Origin of the sequence: Crossiella sp. SN42 (assembly GCF_023897065.1) — a bacterium.
GTDB lineage: Bacteria > Actinomycetota > Actinomycetes > Mycobacteriales > Pseudonocardiaceae > Crossiella.
The window spans coordinates 129,355-151,848 of sequence record NZ_JAMHIV010000014.1 but is presented as its reverse complement, the minus strand read 5'-3'; the positions used below and the strand labels follow the sequence as shown (position 1 = coordinate 151,848).

Here is a 22,494-nt window from a genome sequence, read left to right as displayed (position 1 = left end):
GGCTATCGCGGGCGGGACTGTGCGGACACGACCTATCCCTTGCGCAGCCGCCAGACCAGCACCGTGGTGGCGACCGCGAGCACTGGGAGCAGGACCAGCAGGTCCGGCACGCCCGCGGCGAGTTCGCCCGCGCGCTCGGCCAGTGCGGACTCGGTGTCCACGCTGACGATTCCCGGCAGTGCCGCGGTGCCGTCGGTGAGCAGGAACAGCACGCCGATGCCGATGAACAGCAGCCCGGCCACCAGGTTCGTCGAGTGCAGGCGCAGGCGGCCCAGGCTGACCTCGCGGCCGCGCAGCCAGCTCCGCTCGCCCAGCTTCAGCCGGTCCCACAGCGTGGCCAGCACGAACAGCGGCAGCACCATGCCGAGGCCGTAGACCGCGAGCAGGGCCGCGCCGTAGCCCGGGTCCCCGCCGGCGGCGGCCACGGTGAGCACGCCGCCGAGGATCGGGCCGGAGCAGAACCCGGCCAGGCCGTAGGTGGCGCCCAGCACGTACACCGAGACGGCCGAGGAGATCCGGGTGGTGGCCGCGAAGCGCTGGGACAGCCCGGAGCCGAAGCCGCGGCCGAACAGCTGGGCGGTGCCGAAGACGATCAGCAGCACCGCGGCCACCGCGATCACCGTCTGCCGGTGCGCGGTGAGCAGCCCGCCCAGGCTGGCCGCGGCCGCGCCCAGCGGCACCAGCGTGGTGGCCAGGCCGAGGTAGAACACGCCGGTGCGGGCCAGCAGCCGGGCCGGGTGGCCGAAGGCGTAGGCGAAGAAGGCGGGCAGCAGCAGCGCCGAGCAGGGACTGGCCAGCGCGAGCGCGCCGCCGAGCAGCGCGCCCAGGTAGCCCAGCTGCCCGCTCACTTGCGGGCGGCCTGCTCGATCAGCTTGGTGAAGGTCTCCAGCGGCTGCGCGCCGACCACGGCCCTGCCGTTGATCAGGAAAGCCGGGGTGCTGGTCAGGCCCATCTCCTGGCCCTCGGCCGCGTCGACCCTGACCTCCTCGCGCAGCGCGGGATCGGTCATGTCGCGCTCGAACTTGGCCAGGTCGGCCACGCCGGAGCGGCGGGCCAGGTCACGCAGCCGGTCCGGGCCGAACTCGCCGTGCCCGGAGCGCGGGGCCTCGGCGAAGGCCAGCTCGTGGAACGGCCAGAACTTGCCCTGCCTGCCCGCGGCGCGGGCGGCCAGCGCGGCGGCCTCGGACTGCTCGCCGAACAGCGGCAGGTCCCGCCACTCGATCCGCAGGATGCCCTGCTCCACGAAGCGGCGGATGAGCTCGGGGCGGGTGTCGGTGCTGAACTTGGCGCAGTACGGGCAGCGGTAGTCGGCGTACTCCACCAGCACCACCGGCGCGTCCACCCGGCCCTTGGCGTAGGGGTCACCTTCGCGGCGGCGGGTGAACTTGGTGTCCAGCTCCTTGGCCGCCGCGTCGATCTCGCTCTGGCTCGGCCGCTGGGCGGTGGTGTTCTGGGCGGCGGTGTCCTGCGCGGCAGGCGGGTCCGCGGGCGGGGTGTCGCCGGTGCGGCCCAGGGCCAGGTAGGCCAGCAGCACGCCGACCACGACGACGACGGCGGGCAGGGCGAGCTGCCAGCCGGGGCGCTTGGCGGGCTGGTCAGTCGCGGGCTGCGCGCCTGCGGGCTGCGCGTTCTCGGGCTGCGCGCCGGCGGGCTGGGCGGGCTGGGCGGCGGGGTCCGGCTGTTCGGGCTGCGGCTGGCTCATCGCCTGCCACCGTAGCGGCGGGCCGGTCACCGACCAAAGGTGGTGTCAACCCCCCTACCTCCGGGGGAGCCAGCCCTGAGACGACTCGGGAGTCCACCCCATGGTTCCGGCAGGCCCCGCCCGCGAGGCTCTTTTCCATGAACAGCATGGGGGTCCGCGACGCGGCGGCGATCAGTACCGGCAACCGGAACACGGTGGTCGACCTGGTCCGGCTGGTCGCGGTGGGGATGGTCGTCTTCCTGCACTGGCTCAGCCCGGTGATCACCGTCACCAACGGCGCGGTGAAGGCGGGCATCGCCTTCTCCGGCCCGGTGACCTGGGTGGTGACCTGGTTCCTGCAGGTGATGCCGCTGGTGTTCATCGCGGGTGGGTTCGTCAACACCGCGGGGGTGGACGCGACGGCCCGCAAGGGGCAGTCCGCGGTGACGTTCCTGGCCCGCCGGGCCCGGCGCCTGGTGGTGCCGACCCTGCCACTGGTCGGCATCTGCGCGGCGCTGGCCACCGCGGGTTCGCTGCTCGGTATGCCCGCGATCGCCATCGTGGGCGACCAGGCGGCGAACCCGCTGTGGTTCCTCGCGGTCTACCTGGTGGTGGTCGCGCTGGCACCGCTGATGGTGCGGCTGCACGACCGGTTCGGGCTGGCCGTGCCCGCGGTGCTGACCGCGGCGGTGGCCGGGGTGGACGCCTACCGCTTCGCCACCGTGGGCCTGCACGGGCAGGCGAACCTGCTCGGTGACGTGAGCCTGGTGCTGGTCTGGCTGACCGTGCACCAGCTGGGCATCGTGCTGGCCCGCGGCGGACTCTCCGGGCTGGGCAGGCGGGGGCTGCTCGGCATCGCGGGGACCGCGGCGGCCGGGATCCTCGGGCTGATCGTGTTCGGGCCGTACCCGCCGGCGCCGATCGGGCTGCCGGACGTGCCGGTGTCCAACCTGGCCCCGCCCACGCTGCTGATCGTGCTGCTGGGCATCGCGCAGGTGGCGCTGCTCGCGCTGGCCACCCCGTGGCTGGAGCGCAGGCTGGACGGCGCGCGGACCAGGAAGGTGTTGCTGCGCGGCAACTCCGGGCTGATGACGGTGTACCTGTGGCACATCCCGGCGGCGCTGGTGGTGGCCGGGGCCTGCCTGCTCGCGCCGGAGCTGCTGCTGCCCGCGCCGGGCGCGGCCTGGTGGTCCTCCCGGCCGATGTGGCTGCTGGTCTGCGGGCTGGTGCTGCTCGCGCTGGTGAAGTGGTTGCGGCACTTCGAGACCGGCGAGCGGGAGACCCGGCGCGGCGGGCCGGTGTCCGCGCCGCTGGTGGTGCTGGGCACGGTCGGCGCGGCCTTCGGACTGCACGAGATCTTCATCCACGGCCTGGACCTGGCCGGGCAGGACGCGGCGGGGGCGTGGCGCGGGGTGCTCGCACTGGGGGTGGGAGCGGTCCTGCTGCGCCGGGCAGAGCGGGTCGGCGGGTCAGCCCAGCCGGCGCGGGTGGGCGCGGCTGCGTAGCGCCGGGGCCACCGGACGGCCCTGGAGCAGGCCCTCGACGGTGCCTGCCTCCAGGGCCTTGCGGTACACGCCCAGCGCGCCCCGGACCGCCTCGGCGGTGTGCGCGAGGTCGGCGTCGGTGTGCGCGGCGGAGATCACGAAGGACTGGCCGAGCACGCCCCGGCTGAGCAGCTCCTGCAGGAACAGCGTGCGGTAGGCCTGGGACGGGTTGCCGTCGGCGTCGCGGGTGGTGAACACCAGGCAGGACGGGCGGCCCACCGCGGCCACCGCATCCTGCACGCCGAACTCCCTGGCCAGCTGGTTGACCGCGGTGGCCAGCGTCGCGCCCTGGCGTTCCATCAGCGCCACCGGGTCGGTCTCCCGGTAGGCCCTGGCCACCGCGCGGAAGGCGGCCAGCGAGACCGACTCCGGGCCGTGCGTGGTGGAGAGCAGGAACACCCGGTCCGCGCCGGTGGCCAGCCCGCCCAGCTCCATCAGCTCGCGCTTGCCGGCCAGCGCGGCGATCGGGAAGCCGTTGCCCATCGCCTTGCCCCAGCAGGACAGGTCCGGCACCACCCCGTAGACCGCCTGCGCGCCACCGGCGGCCCAGCGGAAACCGGTGATCATCTCGTCGAAGATGAGCACGATGCCGTGCCGGTCGCAGATCTCCCGCACGCCTGCCAGGAACCCCGGCTCCGGTTCGGCCAGCGCGGTGGCCGCCTCCAGCACCACGCAGGCGATCTGTCCACTGTGGACGTCCACAATGGACCGCAGCGAGTCCAGGTCGTTGTAGCGGAAGGACACGGTGAGCGCGCGCACCGCCTCCGGGATGCCCGCGGACATCGGCACGGTGCCGATGAACCAGTCGTCGGTGGAGAAGAACGGCTGGTCGGCGCAGATGGCGACCAGGTCGCGGCCGGTGGCGGCGCGGGCCAGCCGGACCGCGGCGGTGGTCACGTCGGAGCCGTTCTTGGCGAACTTCACCATGTCCGCGCCGGGCACGGTGGCCAGGAAGTCCTCGGCCGCGGCCAGCTCCAGGGTGGTGGGCCGGGTGAAGCTGAGGCCGTCGGCCAGCACCGCGCGCACCGCCTCGGTCACCGGGGCGTAGCCGTGGCCGAGGGTGACCGCGCGCAGGCCCATGCCGTACTCGACGAACTCGTTGCCGTCGGCGTCGACGACCCTGGCCCCGCTGCCCTTGACCAGCACCGGGGTCATGAACTCCGGGTACTGGTCGGCGCCCCTGGCGTAGGTGTGCGCGCCCCCTGGCACCAGCTGGTGCAGCCTGGCCTGGAGCTCGGCGGAGCGGTGGAAGCTCATCACCCCACAATATTCGCCGGGTCCCGCAGCCATTCGGCGTCCTCCGGCAGCAGGCCCCACAGCTGGTGGTCGAGCAGCTTGCCGCCGACGTGCATGTGCGAGCGCAACACGCCTTCCTTGCGGAAACCGTTGCGCGCCACCAGGATGCCCGCGGCCCGGTTGCCCACCCCGACCGGCGCGGTGAGCCTGCGCAGGCCGACCGGGCCGAAGCCGTGCCGGATCAGCTCGCGCATCGCGGTGGCGGCCACCGCGGTGCCGTGGAACTCCGAGTACACCCAGCCGCCCAGCTCGGCCAGGCCCTGGTCCCGGTCGATCCGGTCCAGCATCATCTCCCCGGCGAAGCGGCCGTCGACCTCCACCACCATCGGGATCATGCCGCCGCGCCGGGCCGAGCGCAGGAAGTTGTCGCAGCGGTCCCGCCAGCCCTGCGCGCAGCTGCGGCTGTCCCAGGAGGCCGAACTGGTGGGCCACCAGGGTTCCAGCCACTGCCGGTCGTGCCGGACCGCGGCACACCAGTCCGCGGCGTCACCGGGACGCGGCGGGCGCAGGGCGATCGCGCGACCGTGCGCGCGGACCGGGCCGAGCACCGCGGGCCAGCCCGGGTGGTGTGGCCGCAACCGCCGGGTCACCGCGGCCAGGAGAACGCCGCTGCGCATGAACTCCCACTCCTCGAAGCGAATCAACGGCAAGATACTGACATGCGCTCGAACGTCCCGACAGTGACCGTGCTCGGCATTCGGGTGGTTTGCCTGCCCAGGCAACAGGTGCTCTCGGTAGTCGGTGAGCTGCTCGACTCGCCGGAGCCCGGCCTGCTCGCCTACGCCAACGCGCACTCGCTCAACCTGGCCGCCCGCCACGCCGCCTACCGGCGCGTTCTGCACGACGCGGCGCTGGTGCTCAACGACGGCTCCGGTCTGGCGATCGCCGCGAAACTACAAGGAAAAAGCTTTCCGGACAACCTCAACGGCACCGATCTGACGCCGGAGATCCTGCGGCTGGCGGCGGAGCGTGACGCCCCGGTGTACTTCCTCGGCGGCGAACCGGGCATCGCGGAGACCGCTGCGAGAAACCTCACTGCCAGGATCCCCGGACTGCGGGTTGCGGGCACCCGGCACGGCTTCTTCACCTCTGCCGAGGAGCCGGAGGTGATCGCCGCGATCAAGGCCAGCGGGGCGCGAATGCTGGTGGTGGCCATGGGAAATCCGCGTCAGGAGCTGTGGCTGGACCGCCATCTGGCCGGCACCGGCGCGCGGCTGGGTGTCGCGGTCGGGGCCTTCCTGGACTTCGCCGCCGGCAAGGTCTCCCGCGCGCCGGGCTGGATGCGCAAGGCGGGCATCGAGTGGCTGTACCGGCTCGCGCTGGAGCCGCGCAGGCTGTTCACCCGCTACGTGCTGGGCAACCCGCTGTTCCTGGCGCGGGTGCTGCTGGAGCGGTACAAATCGAGGTCGTGACGACTTCCCGGGTGTGCTTCGTGACCACCTACCCGCTCGGCCGGGCCGAGCTCGGCGGCAGCGGGTGGGTGGATCGCAGGCTGGTCGCGGTGCTGCGCGCGGCCGGGGTGGCGGTCGAGGTGGTGTGCGTCACCGGCCCGCCCGGCCAGTGGGCCGAGCAGGAGGTGGTCTGCCGCGCCGACGGCGATGTGCCGCTGGAGATCCGCGGCGACCGGGCCAAGCTGCTGCGGGTCGCGCTGGGCATGGCGGTGACCGAGCAGCCGTACCTGTCCCGCAAGTTCACCGCCTTCCCCGGCTGGCGGCGGGCGGCGGCGCTGCTGGCCGAGCGCGCGGCCGGGCGGCGGGTGGTCACCAGCGGCTGGCCGGGCCTGCTGCTGGCCGAGGCGGCCGGGGTGCCGGTGGCCGCGCACATCGCGCACAACGTGGAGAGCACGATCGCGGTGGAGCATTCGCCCCGCGCGCTGCGCCTGCTGGGCGAGACCTGGCGCCTGCCGAAGGCCGAACGCAGGCTGCTCCGCTTGCCGCGCAACGTCTTCGCCCTCTCCCGCACCGACGCGGAGTTCATCACCCGCTGGGCCGCGCCCGCCCGGCCGCTGCCGCTGACCGTGCGGCCGGTGCCGGATCCGGTTGCCGCGCAGGCGGTCGGCTTCATCGGCAAGGCCAGCTGGCCGCCCAACGAGCGCGCGCTGGCCAGCCTGCTGGGCCCGGTGCACGAGGAGCTGACCCGGCTGGCGGTGGACGTGAAGTTCGTGCTGGCCGGGTCGGGAACCGAGGTATACCAAGGACATCCGCGCACCACCGCGCTGGGCCGGGTGGCCGGTGAGGCCGAGTTCTACCGGCAGGTCGGCCTTGTCGTGGTGCCCAGGTTCGGGGCCAGCACCGGGATCAGCGTGAAGATGCTGGAGGCGGCCGAGTACGGGCTGCCCTCGGTGGTGCCGCCGCAGCTGGCCGAGGCGGTGGACCCGGCCGGTCCGTGGCTGCTCGCCGACGGCCCGGCGGAGACCGCGGCGGCCATCCGCCGCTGGCACCGGGGCGAGGTCGAGGTGGACGTGGCGGCGTGGACCGCGGCGCACGACGGCACTGAGACCGCGCGAGCCTTGCTGGCGGCGCTCTAGGAGGACCGGCGGCGCGGCCCGGCGCTCCTGGCGGCGCGCTACAGGTCCGGCAGCGGATCGGGTGGCAGGAAGGACTCCTGGTCCACCTCGGCGTCCGCGCAGCGCACCACCGAGATGTACTCGTCGTCGATCTCCAGCATCAGGTTGCCGAACTCGATGGTCGGCGTGGTCCTGGTGTCCACCGGGCCGAGCTGGATGGTCCTCGGGTAGTGCACCAGCACCCCGGTCGGCCGGTTCCGCCGGAGAAAACTGCACGTCAGCACGGTCACCGTGCGGCTGGTGACCGCGACCAGCACCGGCGCCATGCCCGGGTTGAGGCTGAGCGCGGGGAACAGGTAGCGCAGCTCGGCGCCCGCGGGCAGGAAGCCGCGGCAGCGGTCGCGCACCTCGCTGGAGAGCGGCACCTCAGTCGTCGTCCCCGCGTGAGACCGACTTGCGCACCGGCTTGGTGCGGATGTCGATGCCGCCCATCAGGGCGAAGCCCTTGACGTGCACCACGGGCGCGTTCAGCGGCAGGTCCTCGTCGTCGACCTTGACCTCCTTGCCGCCCATGAAGCTGAACCCGCCGACCTCCACCCGCACCCCCGGCGGCACGGTGATCTCCACCCCGCCCATCACGGCCACCGCGACCACGGTGATCTCCGGCGCGCTGAACTCCGCCCGGCGCAGGTCGATCTCGGTGCCGCCCATGACCGCGATCGCCGCGGTCCTGCGGGTGACCCGCCAGCGTCCCTTGCGCACCGCGCCGGACATGAAGGACACCACCCACTTGGTCTTCTCCCCCACCGGGCTGGGCCGCACCGGCACCGGGCTCGGCGCGGGCGCGGTGGTCATCGGCAGGTCGGCGACCACGCGGTCCAGCTCGCCCCTGGTCACCGCGGCGTAGGCCTGGCCGACCCGCTCGTTGTACTCGGTCAGGGTGAGTCGCCCCTCGCCCACAGCGAGGTTGAGCCGCTGGGCGATCAGGTCGCGTTCGGCGTCGCTGACCCGCATCTCGGGGAGGTCGTTCATGCCTGCCAGGCTAGTAGCAGAGGCCAACCCGAGGCCGGGTGTTGGCCGAACTGGTACGCCGGGGCTGGCCGACGGGATGGCGCGACCCATCCCGGTGGCCGACCCGGGTCAGAGGCCGTTGAGCAGGTTCATCGCCAGTTCCGGCACGAAGGCCCCGGAAGTGGTGCCCTTGCCGGTGCCGCAGTCGCCGTCGGAGGCGCCCGGGTGCTTGATCCACAGCAGCGCGTCCGGCGTCTGCGGGCCGGACCCGTCCACCGCGGGCGACTGGCCGACCTTGCGGCCGGGCGGGTTGCACCACTCGCCGTTGGAGCCGTTGCCGTTGCGGCTGACGTCGATGACGAACCCGGGTTTGCCGCCGCCGCGGGCCGAGACCGCGGCCTGCACCTGGCGGCCGTAGGCGATCGCCTCGGCGGTGGTGTTGAAGTTGGACACGTTGACCGCGAACCCGCGCGCCCCGCTCACCCCGGCGTCGATCAGCCGCTGGGCCAGCGTGCCGGGCGGGTTGTACCGGCCGTCGCCGCCGTCGAGGTAGGTCCAGGCGTTCGGCGCGCGCTGGCTCAGGGTGGCCACCGCCTCCGAGAGCATGCGCAGCCGTTCCTGCTTGCCGGTGGGGTCCAGGCAGGACAGGTGGATCAACGCGTCCGGTTCGAGCACCACCAGCGCGGGGGACTTGCCGATGGTGTCGGCCACCATCTCCACCCACTTGCGGTAGTTGTCCACCGAGCCGGCGCCGCCCGCGGAGTGGTTGCCGCAGTCCCGCTGCGGGATGTTGTACGGCACCACGACGGGCAGCTGGTCCTCCTTCTCCGCGGCGCGGATGTAGGCGCCGAGCCAGCCGCGGATGTCGCCGTCGCCGCCGATCCAGCGGGCCATCGGCTGGGCGGCGATGCGTTCGTTGATCAGGTGCGCCCGGCCGTCACCCTTGTTCGCCCGCACCCAGCGGGCAGCGTTGCTCTCCCAGTCCACGAACAGGCCCCTGGTCTCGCTGAGCGGGCTGGGCGCTGGTGGCTGGGCTGGCGGGCGGGGCTGGCGCTCCGGTTTGCTGGTGGACGGTTTGGGGGGCGGTTCGGACGAGGCCGGCGGCGGGGAGGTCGACTCGTCGGGCACGGAGGTGGACTCCGCGAGGACGGACGGTTCCGTCGAGCTGGAGGGGGCGGCCGCGGGCTCCGGTGTTCCGCACGCGGCCACGGCTAAGAGCGCCGCGATCCCGGACGCCGCCAACCCCCGTCGGCGCGCTGTGTTCGATCCCATCAGCTTTGCTCCCGTGTGGGTTTGTTTTCCCCTGCTGGGGGTGCCAGAACCTGTGAGACTAGGACCCTTCCCTGAAGGTCGCGACCGGTCGATCGGCCGCTGCCCCGTTCAGCGCACGGTCGATGTGGTGCCGCCGGGCGTACCAGCCCACGCCCACGACGGCGGCGGTGAGCGCGCCGCCGAGCACCACGTCCAGCAGCGGCGAGTCGGCGAAGGCGCGGATGGCGAGCAGTCCGGCGACCGCGAGCAGCCCGGCCAGCGCCGGGTAGGCCAGCCCCTTGGCCAGCGCGGCCAGCGAGATGCCTGCCCGGTGCAGCCGCCAGGCGTGCACCGGCACCGCGACCACGAAGGCCACCGCCGCCTGCGCCCAGCCGATGCCGACCAGTCCCCACAGCATGGCCGCGACCACGGTCGCCGGCACCAGCGCGACCAGCCAGGACACGTTCACCAGCGCGGAGGACAGCGGGGCGCCCACGGCCAGCAGCAGGTGGAAGGCAAGATCGGTGAGAACCCTTGCCACCGCGGCGATCGCGAGCGCGCTGAGCACGTGCGCGGCCGGCGCCCAGGCCGAGCCGTAGACCACCTCGACGATCGGCCCGGACAGGATCGCCAGCGCCAGGCCGCCCGGCAGCACCGCGATCCCGACCAGCCCGACCACCTCGCCGGCGGCCAGGTTCAGGTCCACGCCGCGGTCCCTGGCGCGGGAAAAGGTGGCCAGCGCAACCCTTTCCAGGGTGGTGGAGACGATCGAGACCGGCCAGTTGGCCACGTTGTTGGCCAGGTAGAAGAAACCTAGAGCGGTGGCGCCGAGGATGCTGCCGGTGACCACCTGGGGCACCGCGTTGGACAGCACGATCACCATCCCGGAGGCCACCACGGTGACCCCGTACCGGCCGACCTCGCCGAAGTGCTCCCGGTCGAAGCCGAACCGCGGCCACTGCTTGCTGACGAACAGCAGCACCACCACGACCACCGCGGTGCCGGAGACGTGCCCGATGGCCAGCGACCAGGCGCCGAAGCCGGAGAGCGCGAGCGCCCCGGTCAGCGCCAGGTTCACCACCACGCCGGAGAGGTCGGCCACCAGCCTGCTGGCCTGGCGCAGCTCCCTGGTCAGCAGCGCGCCCGGCACGGCGGCGAAACCGTCCAGGAACACGTTGGCGGCCAGCAGCCGCACGATGTCGGTGGCCTGCGGGCTGCCCAGTCCGGTGGCCAGCGCGGGCGCGGCCACCAGGCACAGCGCGAAGGCCGTGGTGCCGCCGCAGACCGCCACCGTCCACGCGGTGGGCAGCAGCGGCCGCACGTCGCCGGAGTGGCGCACCACCGAGGCGGCCGCGCCGAGGTCGTTGAAGGTCAGCAGCAGCATCTGCACCACCAGCGCGGCGGCGTAGAGGCCGAAGTCCTCCGGTGCGAGCAGCCTGGCCAGCAGCACGCCGAGCAGGAAGGTGCCCATCCGGGAGAGCAGGGTGTTGAGCAGGCTCAGGCCCAGTCCCCTGCGGAACCGGCCGCCGAGTTCGGCCTGCCCGATGGCGCCGTCCGTGCTCACTTGCCCGCTCCCAGCGCCTCGGTGGTCCACTCGCTGAAGTAGCTGCCGGCGTGCACCGCGTAGTCCACGGTGACCTCCGGCAGGTGCCGCACCCGCAGCGCGGCGGAGAGCCGGTGTACGAACTCCCAGTCCTCCCTGGGATGCACCCAGTTCGGTCTGGCCCACGGGTCGAAGCGCAGGCCGGGGAAGCGGCGCACGGCCACGGCGTTGACGTCCACCCACGCGGTGTCGGCGTGCGCGCGCCGGTCGAAGTCCCGGCCGAGGATGTCCACAGTGGACCCGTCCGGCCTGCTCCGGTGCAGCGCGGTGTAGACCAGCCCGGCCCCGGCGCGCAGCGCGGGCAGCACGGTCGCCAGGTGGTGCGGGCGCCAGGTGTTGTCGTCGTCGAGGAAGGCCACGAACGGCGAGCGGGTCAGCCGGATGGCCGCGTTGCGGGCCAGTCCGGGGCTGTGGTGGTTGCGCGCCAAGGACAACACGGTCAGCCGGGGGTCCTCGGGCAGCGCGCCGAGCTCGCCACCGCCGTCGTCGACCACCACCACGGCGACGTCGGTGACGGTCTGCGCGAGCGCGCTGCGCACCGCTCGGGCCAGGGCCTCCGGCCGCTGGTAGGTCGGGATCGCCACGGTGAACAGGGCGGTCGGCGTGGCGGGTAAAAGCGTTGCCAGGCGGGCGATCTCGGCGTCCTCGGCCCGGCGCGCGGCGGCCCGCTCGGCGGCGAACTTCACCCGCCACCAGGCCTCGCCCACCACGTAGCGGCCGACGGTGCGGCGCAGCGCCTGTTTCACCCCGCCGGGCAGTAGCCCGTAGTCCCGGTTGCCCATGCTCACCTTCCCGCGAGTTGTGCTCGGACCTCGGCGGTGGCGGCCGGGTTGGTCGGCAGCCCGGCGAGCAGCCGGGCACGTCCACGCAGCAGCTCGCGCAGCGCGCGCAGGTGCGTGCCGCGCCGCAGCGGCAGCCGCAGCGCCTGGCTGAGCACCAGGGCCAGCCAGCCGGCCGCGGCGGCGGCGCGGGACTCCCAGGTGGCCAGGTGCACGACCTTGTTGGTGACCAGCTGCGCCCACAGCGCGGGCGAGACGCCGTACTCCCCGCCCCGGTGCAGCGCGTGCGCGCGCGGGGCCTGCCGGACCTGCCAGCCCGCGTCGGTGACCCGGCGGCAGTAGTCGGTCTCCTCGGAGTACAGGAACAGCTCCTCGCGCCAGCGGCCGACCCGGTGCGCCACCCCTGGCGCGATCATCAGCGCGGCCCCGTTGGCCCAGTCCACCCGTTCCCGCGCCGGTCCGGGCGGCAGCTGCTCGCCGAGGGATCCGGCGCGGGCGCCCAGCAGCGCCTCGGCCAGCACCCGCCGCGCGGTCGGGCGGCGGCGCAGGGTCGCCTCCGGCGCGCCGTCCGGCCTGCGCACCAGCGGCGCGGCGATGCCCACCGCGGGGTCGGCGCAGACCTCCAGCAGCTCGCGCACCGCGCCGGACTCCAGCCGCACGTCCGGGTTGAGCACCAGCACGGCCTCCTCCGGCGTGGCCAGCTCCAGGCAGGCGTTGATCCCGGCCGCGTAGCCGAGGTTGCCGCCGGTGTGCAGCACGGTGGCCTTGGGCGCCAGCTCGGCCACCAGCTCGGGGCTGCCGTCGCTGGAGGCGTTGTCGGCCACCACCAGCCGCCACTCCGGCACTCCGGCCAGCGCGGCGGGCAGGGCGTCCAGGAAGTCGGGCAGATCGGCCGCGGAGTTGTAGGTCACCACGGCCAGCAGCACGCCTGGGATTGGCTGGCTCAACGTTGTCCTCCGGCTTGGGTCACGACCGCGCCTGCCAACCCGATCATCAGGAAGGTCAGCGCCTGGAACTGGGGGAAGGACAGCGCGTCGAAGGTGGCGAAGCACACCGTGCACACCAGGAGTCCCGTCGCCACCGCCCACGCGGCGTCGCGCAGTTCGGCCGGGATGCTGCCAGGGCGCCGGAAGGTCCGCCAGGCCAGAAAGGCTGGCAAAACCAGGAGGGCGGCGAGTGCGAGCACCCCGGGCAGGCCGGATTCCACCGCGGTCAGCAGGTACTGGTTGTCCAGGTATGGCTGCGGCGGCGCGGTGTAGGTGCCGAACCCTTGACCGCTCAACGGCGCGGCGGCCAGCTTGTCCGCCACATAGCCGTAGTCGTCCAGGCGGCCGGTGAGGCTGTTGTCGGTGCGCGCGCCCAGGATCGTGTTGGCCAGCACCTCATACAGCCGGGGCACCGCGGTCGCGGCCAGGCTGACCGCGACACCGAGCAGCAGCACCCCGGTGCCCCAGCGCAGGCCGCCGATCCTGGGCAGGCTGAGCAGCAGGACCAGCGCCAGGCCGAGCAGGCCGGTGCGGGAGATGCTGACCACGATGCCGCCGCTGAGCACCGCCGCGCAGGCCCACCACAGCAGCGGGTGGCGCCCGTGCCGGATCAGGTGCAGGGCCAGCGGCACCGCGGCGGCGCAGACCGCGGCCAGCTCGATGGGGTGGTTGGCGAAGCCCAGCGCGCGTTCCAGCCCGCCGCGGGCCAGGTCCACCGTGCCCAGTCCCTGGGCGCTCAGGCCAGGGAAGCTCAGGTAGCTGCGCAGGTCGATCTTGGTGGCGAACTGCACGCCCGCGGTGAAGGCCGAGGCGCTCGCGCCCAGCACCACCGCGCCGAAGACCGCGCGCAGCATGCCGGGCCGGTCCAGGCCGTCGCAGGCCAGCAGCGCCAGGCCGGTGCACACCGCGAACAGCAGCGTGTTCCGGTCCGCCGCGCCCAGCCGGTCATCCGGCACGCCGAGGAACAGCGCGAGCACGTTGGCCGCGGCGAAGACCAGCAGCGCGCCGAACAGGGTGGCCCGCACCGGGTTCGGCGCGGGTTTGAGACCGAGCCCGCCGCCGAAGCGGGCGACCAGCCACCAGAGCAGGCACAGCGCGCCCAGCAGGCGGCCGGGGGTGAGCGAGCCGCCGACCCCGGCGATGACCAGGTTCTGCGGCAGCGCGAACAGCAGCACGGCCGCCACCAGCACCCGGTGCGGTGGCAGCCGCCGTGCCGGGGCGGCCGGGGCCGCCACCCGCATGCTCACTGACGTTCCTGGGGATCCACGTCGGGCACCTGGTCGCGGTGGATGTGCTCGGTGACCTCGGCGTCGGAGTCCTGCAACCGCTTGCGCGGCGAGGGTTTGGGCTCCGGCCCGGCCGGCTTGGGCCGGTTGCCGCGGCGGTCCACCAGCACCACGGTGAGGATCACCGCGATCAGGCCGATACCGGCGGTGAGGCCGAGCGCGCGCAGCTGCGCGGCCCTGGTGGTGGTGATCTCGTTGGGCGAGAGCACCTCGTTCAGGGTGAGCTGCTGTTCCACCGGCACCAGCAGGGTGTCCTGCCGCCGCTTGAGCTCGTCCTTGATCCGCTGCATGGCCAGCTGCCCGGTCTTGCGCACCGCGGCCTCGCTGGTCCCGGTGGCGATCACGGTGATGAACGGACTGTCCGTTGTGGACACTCCGCCGCCCTCGTTGGAGACCTCCAGGCTCGCGGTGCCGCCCTGGGCGGCCAGCTCCCTGCGGGTCTGCTGGGAGTTGAGCACCGCGATCACCACCACCGCGGCCTGGCCCTGCGAGCGGTCCACCGCGGCGAAGGGGTTGCGGTCCTGGCCGCCGTACTGGCGCAGCACCATGGTGAGGCTGGTTCCCCGGTACTGCTGCGGCACCGCGAAGGCGACCGCCGCGAGTAGCAGGACCAGCCCGGCGAGCAGCAGGGCGGTGAGCTTCCACCGCTGCCGCAGCACCCGAAAGACATCCAGTGCGTCCACGCGCTCTCTCCCGATCACCGATCGTCCGGGCGTCCCGGCCCGGTGATCATTCTCGCTCCGTCCACCGCGGCCCGCGCCACGTTGCGCGCCATCGGCACCGCGTTGGCCTTGAACCAGGGCCGCAACGCCCACAGCGCGCGGCCGAACTCGGCGCCCCGCAGCGGTGAGTTGCGCACCGCCTTGAGGTACCAGCCGGCCTCCTCGACGTTGGGCAGGACCAGCTTGCGGCCGTCGGTGCGCTGCTGCCGGTACCAGTCACGCTGGGAGACACTCTGGGTCAGCCTGCGCTCGTGCAGCCGGTGGAAGAGCAGGTCCTGCTCGACCTCGGCGAAGGGCCCGTGCAGCGCCAGTTCGGCGACCAGGATGCGGTCGTTGTTCTTCACCGGCGGCAACAACAGCGTACGCAGCAACACCTCCCGCTTCATCAGCCCGTAGCAGTGGTAGTTCTCATGTTCCAGCCCGATCAGGTCGGTCAGCCGCACCACCGGGTCCAGGTGGTTGGTGCGGCAGGGGTTGCGCCAGACCTCCAGGGTCTGCCCGTCCCGGTCGATCTGCCTCGCGGCGCTGAAGGACAGCACCGCGAACGGGTCGCCCTCCAGGGCCTCCAGCAGCAGCCGCAACCGGTCCGGGTGCGAGGCGTCGTCGGCGGCCGCCCACAGGAAGTAGGGGCTGTGCACCTCGCGGACCAGCATGTTGTGGTTGGCGGTGACCCCGACGTTCTCCGCCCGCCGCAGGTAGCGCACCCGCTCGTCCTTGCTCGCCAGCTCGCGGCAGATGTCCTCGGTGCCGTCGTCGGAGCAGTTGTCCGCGATGTGCAGCTCGAAGTCCGCCCCGCGCTGGGCCAGCAGCGAGTCCAGCGCGCCCTGCAGGTAGGGCTTGCCGTTGCGCACCGGGAAGCCGATCGCGATCGGCGCGGGCGCCTTCCGGATGAGCGCTGGGGTGGGTCGTGGGGCCTGCTGGGGGCGGTCGTCGGTCGGGGCGCTCATCGGGGGTTCCTCTCTGCGGACCGGCTCAGCCGGACGTGGCTCGGGTTCGGCGATGACCCAGCCGGTGATCTCCGGATAGGCGGCCCTGACCTCGTCGAGCAGGTCGGGCAGGAAGAGCAGCACCTCCGCGGGCGCGGCCTCGATCAGTCGTTCCGGCGCGATCACGGGCACCCCGCTGCCCGGCATCCGCCGTCCGTGCTTGCCCGGTGAGGCATCCGCCACCGCGGGCAGCAGCTCCCGGTCCACCCCGGCCGCGCAGAGCAGCGCCACCGCCCTGGAGGCGGCCCCGTAGCCCAGCACCCGCCTGCCCTCGGCACGCGCGTCGACCAGGTAGCCGCGCAGGGCCTGCGCGCTGGCGGTGACCTGGCGCTGCAAACCGCCCAGCACCGCCGGATCGGTGACCCCGAGCGAGCTCTCCCCGATCAGCAGCGCGGACAGCCCCGGATCGGGCGCGGCCGGCCCCTTGACCGCGGCCAGCAGCACGGTGCCGCCGTAGAGGTCGAACAGCCAGGCCGAGCGCGGGCACAGCCCGGCCACGGTGAGCATCCTGGCCAGCGCCGGGGTCGAGTAGTAGGCGTAGTGGCCGTGCCGCAACGCGTTCCACTGTCCACATCGGACGATCGTAGCGAGCGAGTGGAACTGGACCAGCAGCACGCCGCCGGTCTCCAGTCGGTCCACCCGCTCCTTGACCGCGGCGGCCTGGTCGGCGTGGTGCATGAGCCCGAAGCAGTCCAGCACCACCTGCGCGGACTGCCCGCCGGCGACCGGGTGCAGGCCGCGCTCGGCCAGCCTGGGCAGCCAGGAGCCGCCGTGCGGGCTGCCGTACTCCGCGACGGTGGCCCCCTCCGGCAGCAGCCCGGCCGCGGCCACCCGGTGGATCGCGTCCTCGGCCTGCCGCACGAGGGCCGCGGGTTCGGTGGCCAGCGGCTCCTCCGGCACGGTCGGGTCGTCCAGCAGCTGGGCCAGCCCGCAGTCCTCGCACAGCCACAGCTGCAACGGGTAGGCCGGGTCCGGGCCGGGGTCGGTGGCGGCCGGGAAGTGGTCGCAGGCAGGCTGGGTGTGCAGGTCCAGCACGATCCGCCCGCGGACGCCTCGGCAGAACCGGCAGGCGTGCCGGGCGCCACCCGTCTGGTCAGTCCCCATGGCGAGTCCGCTCGTGCAAGATGCCCGGGTGGAGATCCGCCGCACCGACCTCGCCGACGTCCTGCTGTTCCTGCCCAGCCCGCACCGGGACGACCGCGGCCTGTTCACCCGCACCTTCGACGCCGACATCGCCGCCGCGCACGGCCTGGACCCCGGCGCCTTCCGCCAGGACTCGCAGTCCCGCTCGCACCGGGGCGTGCTGCGCGGCCTGCACGGCCGGCTCGGCCGCGGCGAGGCCAAGCTGGTCCGCTGCGCCCACGGCGCGGTGCACGACGTGCTGGTCGACGCCCGCCCCGCCTCGCCCACCTTCGGCCGCCACCAGGCCTTCCGCCTGGACGACGAGGCCTTCGCGCACCTGTACGTGCCGCCGGGTTTCCTGCACGGCTTCCTGGTGCTCAGCGAGACCGCCGACGTCTGCTACCGCATCGACCGCCCGCACGACCCGGCCGAGGACGTCGCGGTCCGCTACGACGATCCGGACCTGGCCATCGACTGGCCCCAGGAGGTCCGCACGCTCAGCCCCCGCGACGCCGCCGCCGGCGCCTGGGCGGCCTTGCGCGACGCCCTGGGCTAGGCCGGTCACGAGACCGGCTCCCACACCGGCCGCAGGTCAGGGGCCAGGGTGCCGGCGTCCCTGCGGTCGGACAGGCGCGGCAGGCGGGTGAAGCGGCGCTGGAAGGACTCCAGCGTGAGTCCATGTTTCCGGTAGGCGTCGGCCAGTTCCGCCGCGCCGCCCAGGACAGTCCACTGTGGACGGTACTCGGGCAGCACCTCGGTGATCTTGGCGAAGTCCACCCGGTAGGAACGCGGGTCGTTGCCCGCCTCGCCGGTGATCAGCAGCTCGGAGCCGGGCACCGCGGCCACCACCGACTCGGCGATCTGGGCCACGGTCAGGTTGTTCTCCACCATGCCCACGTTGAACGCTTGGCAGTGCACGGCCTCGGCGGGCGCGTGCAGCGCGGCCAGGAAGGCCGCGGCGATGTCCGCGGCGTGCACCAGCGGCCGCCACGGGGTGCCGTCGGAGAGCACCCGGACCTGGCCGGTCAGGATGGCGTGGCCGACCAGGTTGTTCAGCACGATGTCCGCGCGCAGCCTCGGGGAGAAGCCGAAGGCGGTGGCGTTGCGCAGGAACACCGGGCTGAAGCCGTCCCCGGCCAGGTTCACCAGGTCGTCCTCCACCCGGACCTTGCTCTCCGCGTACGGGGTGACCGGCCGCAGCGGCGCGCTCTCCCCGACCAGCTCCTCACCGGCCGCGCCGTAGACCGAACAGGTGGAGGCGTAGAGGAACCGGGTCACCCCGGCCTCCTTGGCCAGCCGGGCCAGCCGCACCGAGGCGGCGTGGTTGATGTCGTAGGTCAGGCCGGGCTCCAGCGACCCGAGCGGGTCGTTGGACAGCGCGGCCAGGTGGAGCACCGCGTCGAACCCGGCGACGTGCTCGGCGGTGACGTCCCGCAGGTCGACGGCGAAACCGTCCGGGTCGGCCGGTTCCGGGCCGAGCACGCAGTCGGCGAACAGGCCGGAGTCCAGGCCGTGCACCTGGTGCCCGGCCGCGGTCAGCGCCGGGGCCATGACGCTGCCGAGGTAACCCTGGTGGCCGGTGAGCAGCACCCGCATCGTTCTCACCCTTCCGCGTCCAGCCGGAGCTGGACCTTGTCCGTGTGGAAGGCCTCCGCGTACCGGGCGCGGGTCTGCACGCCGCGGATCCGGGCGAGGCCGAGGAAGGTCTCCCGGTCGAACCAGTCCTTGTCCCGCTGGGACGGGTAGTGCGCGTCGAGCAGCGTGGCCTTGGCCTGCGCGACGGCGGGTTCGAGTGGCTGGAAGACGGTGGGCTGGGCGAGGTCGCTCTCCCACTTGAGGATCTCGTAGCCCAGCCGCAGCTGGTCCCGGAACACCTGCGGGACCAGCTCGGCCAGGGCGCGGTGGTCCTGGTGCGCGTCGTGCGGCGCGGGCGCGAAGACCACCTCGGCCTCGACCCGCGCGCGGAAGGCGGCCAGCTCGTCCTTGGCCCGGCCCCAGTGCTGGGGCACCCGGCCGTCCGGCAGGTCGAGCACGGTGACGTCCAGGTCGGCGCCGGGGCAGAAGGCGGCCAGCGCGGCCCGCTCCTCGTCCTCGCGCTTGCTGCCCGCGCCGGTGAGCACCAGCGCGCTCACCCGTTGCCCCGGCCGGGCCGCGCACAGCGACAGCAGCGTGCCGCCGCAGCCGATGGCGATGTCGTCGCAGTGCGCGCCGAGCACCACCACCGACGCGGGCCCGGCCGGGGACAACGAGAGCACCTCAGACCCCGCTCAGCCGGAGCACCTTGGCCACGGGCGCCGATTCCTCGGCCTCGTGCTCCCACAACATCCACGGGCGTTCGCCGTTCTGGTAGCCCTGCTCCAGCGCCACCCGTTCCTTCACCGTGTCCGCGGGCTGCCAGAAACCGCGGTAGGGATAGGCCAGCAGCTTGCCCTGCTTGGCCAGTTCCCCGCAGCCGTCCTCGACCAGGTCCCCGTTCTCCGGGATGTGGTCGAAAACGTCCTGGCGGAGCACGAAGAAACCGCCGTTCTCCCACAGCGGCAGGCTGCTCACCGGGATGATCCCGGTGACCTTGCCGTTCTCCCCCATGTCCACGCAGTGGAAGGAGGACTGCGGCGGCACCACCATCATCGAGGCCGAGGCCCCGCTGGTGGCGAACCGGCGGACCATCTCATCCAGCGGCGCGTCGGTGAGCACGTCGGCGTAGTTGGCCAGGAACATCTCCTCGCCGGCCACCAGGTGCCGGACCCGGCGCAGCCGCTCGCCGATCGGCGAGTTCTGCCCGGTCTGCGCGAAGGTGATGGTCCAGTCGCTGATATCAGTGGAGAGCAGCTCGACCTTGCCGTTGCGCAGCACGAAATCGTTTGACGCGGTTTCCGAGTAGTTCAGGAAGAAATCTTTGATGTACTGCGCGCCGTATCCCAGGCACAGGATGAAGTCCTTGTGCCCGAAATGCGCGTAGTACCGCATCACGTGCCAGAGCAACGGACGTGGGCCAACCGGGTGCATCGGCTTGGGCAGATCGTCGGCCGAGCCGTTGCGCATGCGCATCCCGTACCCGCCGCAGAACAGCACTACCTTCATGGGTTCACCTCATTGTGCCCGTCGGCCGTGCCGGCTGCGGGGTCGACTAGCGAGAGCTCGGGAATGGGAAAAACCAGACGTCCGCCCCATTCGGCCACATATCGGAGTTGCTCGGTCAGCTCGGCGCGCAGGTTCCACGGCAGCACCAGCACGTAGTCCGGCCGGTCCTGCTCGATCCGCGCCACCGGCAGCACCGGGATCCGGGTGCCGGGGGTGAACCGCCCGTGCTTGTACGGGTTGCGGTCCACGGTGTAGCGCAACAGGTCCGGCCGGATCCCGCAGTGGTTGAGCAGTGTGTTGCCCTTGCCCGGCGCGCCGTAGCCGACCACGGTCTTGCCCGCCTCGGCCGCCTCGACGAGGAAGCGCAGCAGGTCCCGGCGGACCTTGGCCACCTGCCTGCCGAACTCGGCGTACCCGGCCACGGTGTGCAGCCCGGCCGCGGCCTCCTCGGCGAGGACCGCGGCCACCCGCGCCTCCGGCTCCCCGGCGACCTCGCTGGGCCGCGCCCACAGCCGGATGGACCCGCCGTGGGTGGGCAGCAGCTCGACATCGAGGAGGGTCAGGCCGCCGCTGGCCAGCGCGCGCTGGGCCGCGGCGACGGTGTAGTACTGGAAGTGCTCGTGGTAGATCGTGTCGTACTGGGTGTGCTGGATCAGCGTGAGCAGGTGCTGGACCTCGATGGAGACCCAGCCGTCCTCGGCCACCAGCGCCCGCAGGCCCTGGGTGAAGCCGAGCACGTCCGGGATGTGCGCGTAGACGTTGTTGGCCACCACCAGGTCGGCAGGCCCGTGCTCGGCGCGCACCTTCGCCCCGGTCTCCGCGGAGAGGAACTCGGTCACCGTGGGCACGCCCTTGGCCCGCGCCGCCTCGCCCACGTTCACCGAGGGCTCGACGCCGAGGCAGCGGATGCCCCGCGCCAGCACGTGTTGCAGCAGGTAGCCGTCGTTGCTGGCCACCTCCACCACGAAGGAGTCGCCGCCGAGACCGAGGCGCTGGGCCGCCTCGGTGACGAACTTCTCCGCGTGCGCCACCCAGGAGGTGGAGAAGGAGGAGAAGTAGGCGTACTCGGTGAAGGTGTCCTCCGGCGTGATCAGCGGCGGCAGCTGCGCCAGCAGGCAGTCCCCGCACACCCGCAGGTGCAGCGGATAGGTCTGCTCCGGCGCGTCGAGCTCGGCCGCGGTGAGGAAGTGCTCGCACGGCGGGCTCGCGCCCAGGTCGACCACGCTGTGCAGGGTGGCGGAGCCGCACAGTCGGCAGGTCATCAGTACGCACCCCGCCCACCGACGACCGCCGAGGCGGTCTTCCACAGGATCACCAGATCCATGAACAACGACCAACTCTCCACATAGCGCAGGTCGAGCCGCACCGACTCCTCCCATGACAGGTCGCTGCGCCCGCTGACCTGCCACAACCCGGTCAGGCCCGGTTTGACCAGCAGTCGCCTGCGCGCGTCGGGGCCGTAGCGGGCGACCTCCTCCGGCAGCGGCGGACGCGGACCGACCAGGGACATCGAGCCGGCCAGCACGTTGAACAGCTGGGGCAGCTCATCCAGCGAGTAACGGCGCAACACCGCACCCACCTTGGTCACCCTGGGGTCGCGGCGCAGCTTGAACAGCGGTCCGGCCGCCTGGTTGGCCGACTCGAACTCGGCCTTGCGGCGATCCGCGTCCGGCACCATGGACCGGAACTTGAGCATGGTGAACCGCCGCCCGTCCCGGCCCACCCGCGACTGCCGGTAGAGCACCGGGCCGCGGCTGGTGCACTTGATGGCCAGCGCGATGCCCAGGAACGCCGGGCTGAGCAGCACGGTCAGCAGCAGCGCGGACAACCGGTCCACCACCGCCTTGACCAGCCAGCCGACCCCGCTGAAGGTGGGCGCGCTGACCCAGAGCATGGTCAGCCCGAACACCGGGGCCACGTGCAGCCTCGGCCCGGCGATCTCCACCAGCGAGGGCGCCACCACCAGCTCGGCGGTGCTGCCCTCCAGCTGCCAGGCCAGCTGCTGCAACCGCGGCGGGGTCCAGTCGGTGGACCCGGCCACGGCCACCATCCGGTAGCCGCCCAGCCGGACCCGGTCGACCAGGTCGTCCAGGTCGCCGACCACCGGCACCCCGGCGATCTCACCCGGCACCCGGACACCGGCGCCCGCGCCGTGCGGCGTGCACACGGCCTCCACCCGCCAGCCCAGGTGCGAGTCCCGGCGGGTGCGCTCGATCAGGTCGCGCACCGCCTCCGGACTGCCCGCGGCCAGCACCGGCAGCAGGCAGCTGCCCTGCCGGCGCCGCCGGTGCAGCACCCGGCGCAGCAGGTAGCGGACCGGGATCGCGATCCCGGCGAAGGCGGGCAGCGCGGCGAACACCCAGCCCCGCATCCCCTGTGCCTGGATGGCCAGCGCGGCCAGCGCCAGCACCACCATGCCGGTCAGCGCGGCGCGCCCGACCCGGCGGAACTCCTCAGGACCCTGCCCCAGCACCCTGGGGTCCCAGGCCCGGCTCAACGGCAGGGCCAGCACCGCGGTAGCCGCGGTGACCAGACCCAGCAACAGCTCAAGGCGCCCCGTTCCCGGCGCCCCGTTGATCACGAACACTCCGACCGCGACCACCGCACACACGATGGCCAGCAGGTCTCCCACCACGACCG

General features: G+C 73.1%; 22 protein-coding genes. 4 read left to right on the top strand and 18 right to left on the bottom strand.

The window, feature by feature from the left end; translation table 11 throughout:
- Positions 1-32: 32 nt before the first annotated feature.
- Together M8C13_RS18595 and M8C13_RS18590 are read right to left on the bottom strand one after the other, a co-directional pair.
- The gene (locus tag M8C13_RS18595; RefSeq protein WP_252481885.1) at positions 33-848 is read right to left on the bottom strand and encodes a cytochrome c biogenesis CcdA family protein; all 816 of its coding nucleotides are present in this window, start codon (positions 846-848) and stop codon (positions 33-35) included.
- On the bottom strand, positions 845-1,702 hold the full coding sequence (locus M8C13_RS18590) for a thioredoxin domain-containing protein (RefSeq protein ID WP_252481884.1): 858 nt from the start codon (positions 1,700-1,702) through the stop codon (positions 845-847). Before M8C13_RS18590 ends, M8C13_RS18595 begins: the two co-directional genes overlap by 4 nt.
- Before the next feature lie 137 nt (positions 1,703-1,839).
- On the opposite strand from M8C13_RS18590, the gene M8C13_RS18585 reads away from it, so the two are divergent.
- Positions 1,840-3,186, top strand: coding sequence for an acyltransferase (locus tag M8C13_RS18585; RefSeq protein ID WP_252481883.1), 1,347 nt, complete (start codon positions 1,840-1,842; stop codon positions 3,184-3,186).
- On the opposite strand, the gene M8C13_RS18580 is transcribed toward M8C13_RS18585, so the two are convergent.
- Both M8C13_RS18580 and M8C13_RS18575 read right to left on the bottom strand, forming a co-directional pair.
- Positions 3,151-4,482, bottom strand: coding sequence for a glutamate-1-semialdehyde 2,1-aminomutase (locus M8C13_RS18580; RefSeq protein ID WP_252481882.1), 1,332 nt, complete (start codon positions 4,480-4,482; stop codon positions 3,151-3,153). The genes M8C13_RS18585 and M8C13_RS18580 overlap by 36 nt on opposite strands.
- Entirely contained in the window at positions 4,482-5,165 is a 684-nt protein-coding gene (locus tag M8C13_RS18575) for a GNAT family N-acetyltransferase (RefSeq protein ID WP_252481881.1), read from the bottom strand. The genes M8C13_RS18580 and M8C13_RS18575 overlap by 1 nt, the downstream gene beginning before the upstream one ends.
- A 15-nt stretch (positions 5,166-5,180) precedes the next feature.
- Here M8C13_RS18575 and M8C13_RS18570 point away from each other — a divergent pair, with 15 nt between their 5' ends.
- Positions 5,181-5,933, top strand: coding sequence for a WecB/TagA/CpsF family glycosyltransferase (locus M8C13_RS18570; RefSeq protein ID WP_252481880.1), 753 nt, complete (start codon positions 5,181-5,183; stop codon positions 5,931-5,933).
- A gap of 20 nt (positions 5,934-5,953) precedes the next feature.
- The gene (locus M8C13_RS18565; protein WP_252481879.1) at positions 5,954-7,048 is read left to right on the top strand and encodes a glycosyltransferase; all 1,095 of its coding nucleotides are present in this window, start codon (positions 5,954-5,956) and stop codon (positions 7,046-7,048) included.
- Positions 7,049-7,086: 38 nt separating this feature from the next.
- Here M8C13_RS18565 and M8C13_RS18560 read toward each other — a convergent pair whose 3' ends face one another.
- From M8C13_RS18560 to M8C13_RS18520, 9 genes are all read right to left on the bottom strand, one after another.
- Positions 7,087-7,452 (bottom strand): hypothetical protein, encoded by a 366-nt coding sequence (locus M8C13_RS18560; RefSeq protein ID WP_252481878.1) that lies wholly within the window; start codon positions 7,450-7,452, stop codon positions 7,087-7,089.
- Between the two features lies 1 nt (position 7,453).
- Positions 7,454-8,059 (bottom strand): DUF1707 domain-containing protein, encoded by a 606-nt coding sequence (locus tag M8C13_RS18555; protein ID WP_252481877.1) that lies wholly within the window; start codon positions 8,057-8,059, stop codon positions 7,454-7,456.
- A gap of 108 nt (positions 8,060-8,167) precedes the next feature.
- The gene (locus M8C13_RS18550) at positions 8,168-9,166 is read right to left on the bottom strand and encodes a glycoside hydrolase family 6 protein (protein WP_252481876.1); all 999 of its coding nucleotides are present in this window, start codon (positions 9,164-9,166) and stop codon (positions 8,168-8,170) included.
- A 202-nt stretch (positions 9,167-9,368) separates the two neighbouring features.
- Positions 9,369-10,853, bottom strand: coding sequence for an oligosaccharide flippase family protein (locus M8C13_RS18545; RefSeq protein ID WP_252481875.1), 1,485 nt, complete (start codon positions 10,851-10,853; stop codon positions 9,369-9,371).
- On the bottom strand, positions 10,850-11,674 hold the full coding sequence (locus M8C13_RS18540) for a glycosyltransferase (protein WP_252481874.1): 825 nt from the start codon (positions 11,672-11,674) through the stop codon (positions 10,850-10,852). Before M8C13_RS18540 ends, M8C13_RS18545 begins: the two co-directional genes overlap by 4 nt.
- Before the next feature lie 2 nt (positions 11,675-11,676).
- Entirely contained in the window at positions 11,677-12,618 is a 942-nt protein-coding gene (locus M8C13_RS18535) for a glycosyltransferase family 2 protein (protein WP_252481873.1), read from the bottom strand.
- A complete protein-coding gene (locus tag M8C13_RS18530) occupies positions 12,615-13,898 on the bottom strand; it encodes an O-antigen ligase family protein (RefSeq protein WP_374213091.1) in 1,284 nt (427 codons plus the stop codon). The genes M8C13_RS18535 and M8C13_RS18530 overlap by 4 nt, the downstream gene beginning before the upstream one ends.
- A gap of 2 nt (positions 13,899-13,900) precedes the next feature.
- On the bottom strand, positions 13,901-14,626 hold the full coding sequence (locus tag M8C13_RS18525) for a hypothetical protein (protein WP_252481871.1): 726 nt from the start codon (positions 14,624-14,626) through the stop codon (positions 13,901-13,903).
- Between the two features lie 14 nt (positions 14,627-14,640).
- Entirely contained in the window at positions 14,641-16,755 is a 2,115-nt protein-coding gene (locus M8C13_RS18520) for a glycosyltransferase (RefSeq protein ID WP_252481870.1), read from the bottom strand.
- On the opposite strand from M8C13_RS18520, the gene M8C13_RS18515 reads away from it, so the two are divergent.
- Positions 16,754-17,329, top strand: a complete 576-nt coding sequence (locus M8C13_RS18515; protein WP_252481869.1) for a dTDP-4-dehydrorhamnose 3,5-epimerase family protein — start codon at positions 16,754-16,756, stop codon at positions 17,327-17,329. The genes M8C13_RS18520 and M8C13_RS18515 overlap by 2 nt on opposite strands.
- A 5-nt stretch (positions 17,330-17,334) precedes the next feature.
- On the opposite strand, the gene M8C13_RS18510 is transcribed toward M8C13_RS18515, so the two are convergent.
- Genes M8C13_RS18510 through M8C13_RS18490 form a run of 5 tightly spaced genes read right to left on the bottom strand, consistent with a single transcriptional unit; the run spans position 17,335 to position 22,489 of the window.
- Complete coding sequence (locus tag M8C13_RS18510) at positions 17,335-18,369, bottom strand: NAD(P)-dependent oxidoreductase (protein ID WP_252481868.1); 1,035 nt, start codon at positions 18,367-18,369, stop codon at positions 17,335-17,337.
- A gap of 5 nt (positions 18,370-18,374) precedes the next feature.
- Positions 18,375-19,028 carry a PIG-L deacetylase family protein gene (locus M8C13_RS18505; protein ID WP_374213090.1) on the bottom strand — a complete coding sequence of 218 codons (654 nt, stop codon included), beginning with the start codon at positions 19,026-19,028 and terminating at the stop codon, positions 18,375-18,377.
- Between the two features lies 1 nt (position 19,029).
- Positions 19,030-19,854 (bottom strand): sugar phosphate nucleotidyltransferase, encoded by an 825-nt coding sequence (locus tag M8C13_RS18500; RefSeq protein WP_252481866.1) that lies wholly within the window; start codon positions 19,852-19,854, stop codon positions 19,030-19,032.
- The gene (locus M8C13_RS18495; RefSeq protein WP_252481955.1) at positions 19,851-21,119 is read right to left on the bottom strand and encodes a class I SAM-dependent methyltransferase; all 1,269 of its coding nucleotides are present in this window, start codon (positions 21,117-21,119) and stop codon (positions 19,851-19,853) included. The genes M8C13_RS18500 and M8C13_RS18495 overlap by 4 nt, the downstream gene beginning before the upstream one ends.
- Positions 21,116-22,489 (bottom strand): sugar transferase, encoded by a 1,374-nt coding sequence (locus tag M8C13_RS18490; RefSeq protein ID WP_374213089.1) that lies wholly within the window; start codon positions 22,487-22,489, stop codon positions 21,116-21,118. Before M8C13_RS18490 ends, M8C13_RS18495 begins: the two co-directional genes overlap by 4 nt.
- Positions 22,490-22,494 lie beyond the last annotated feature (5 nt).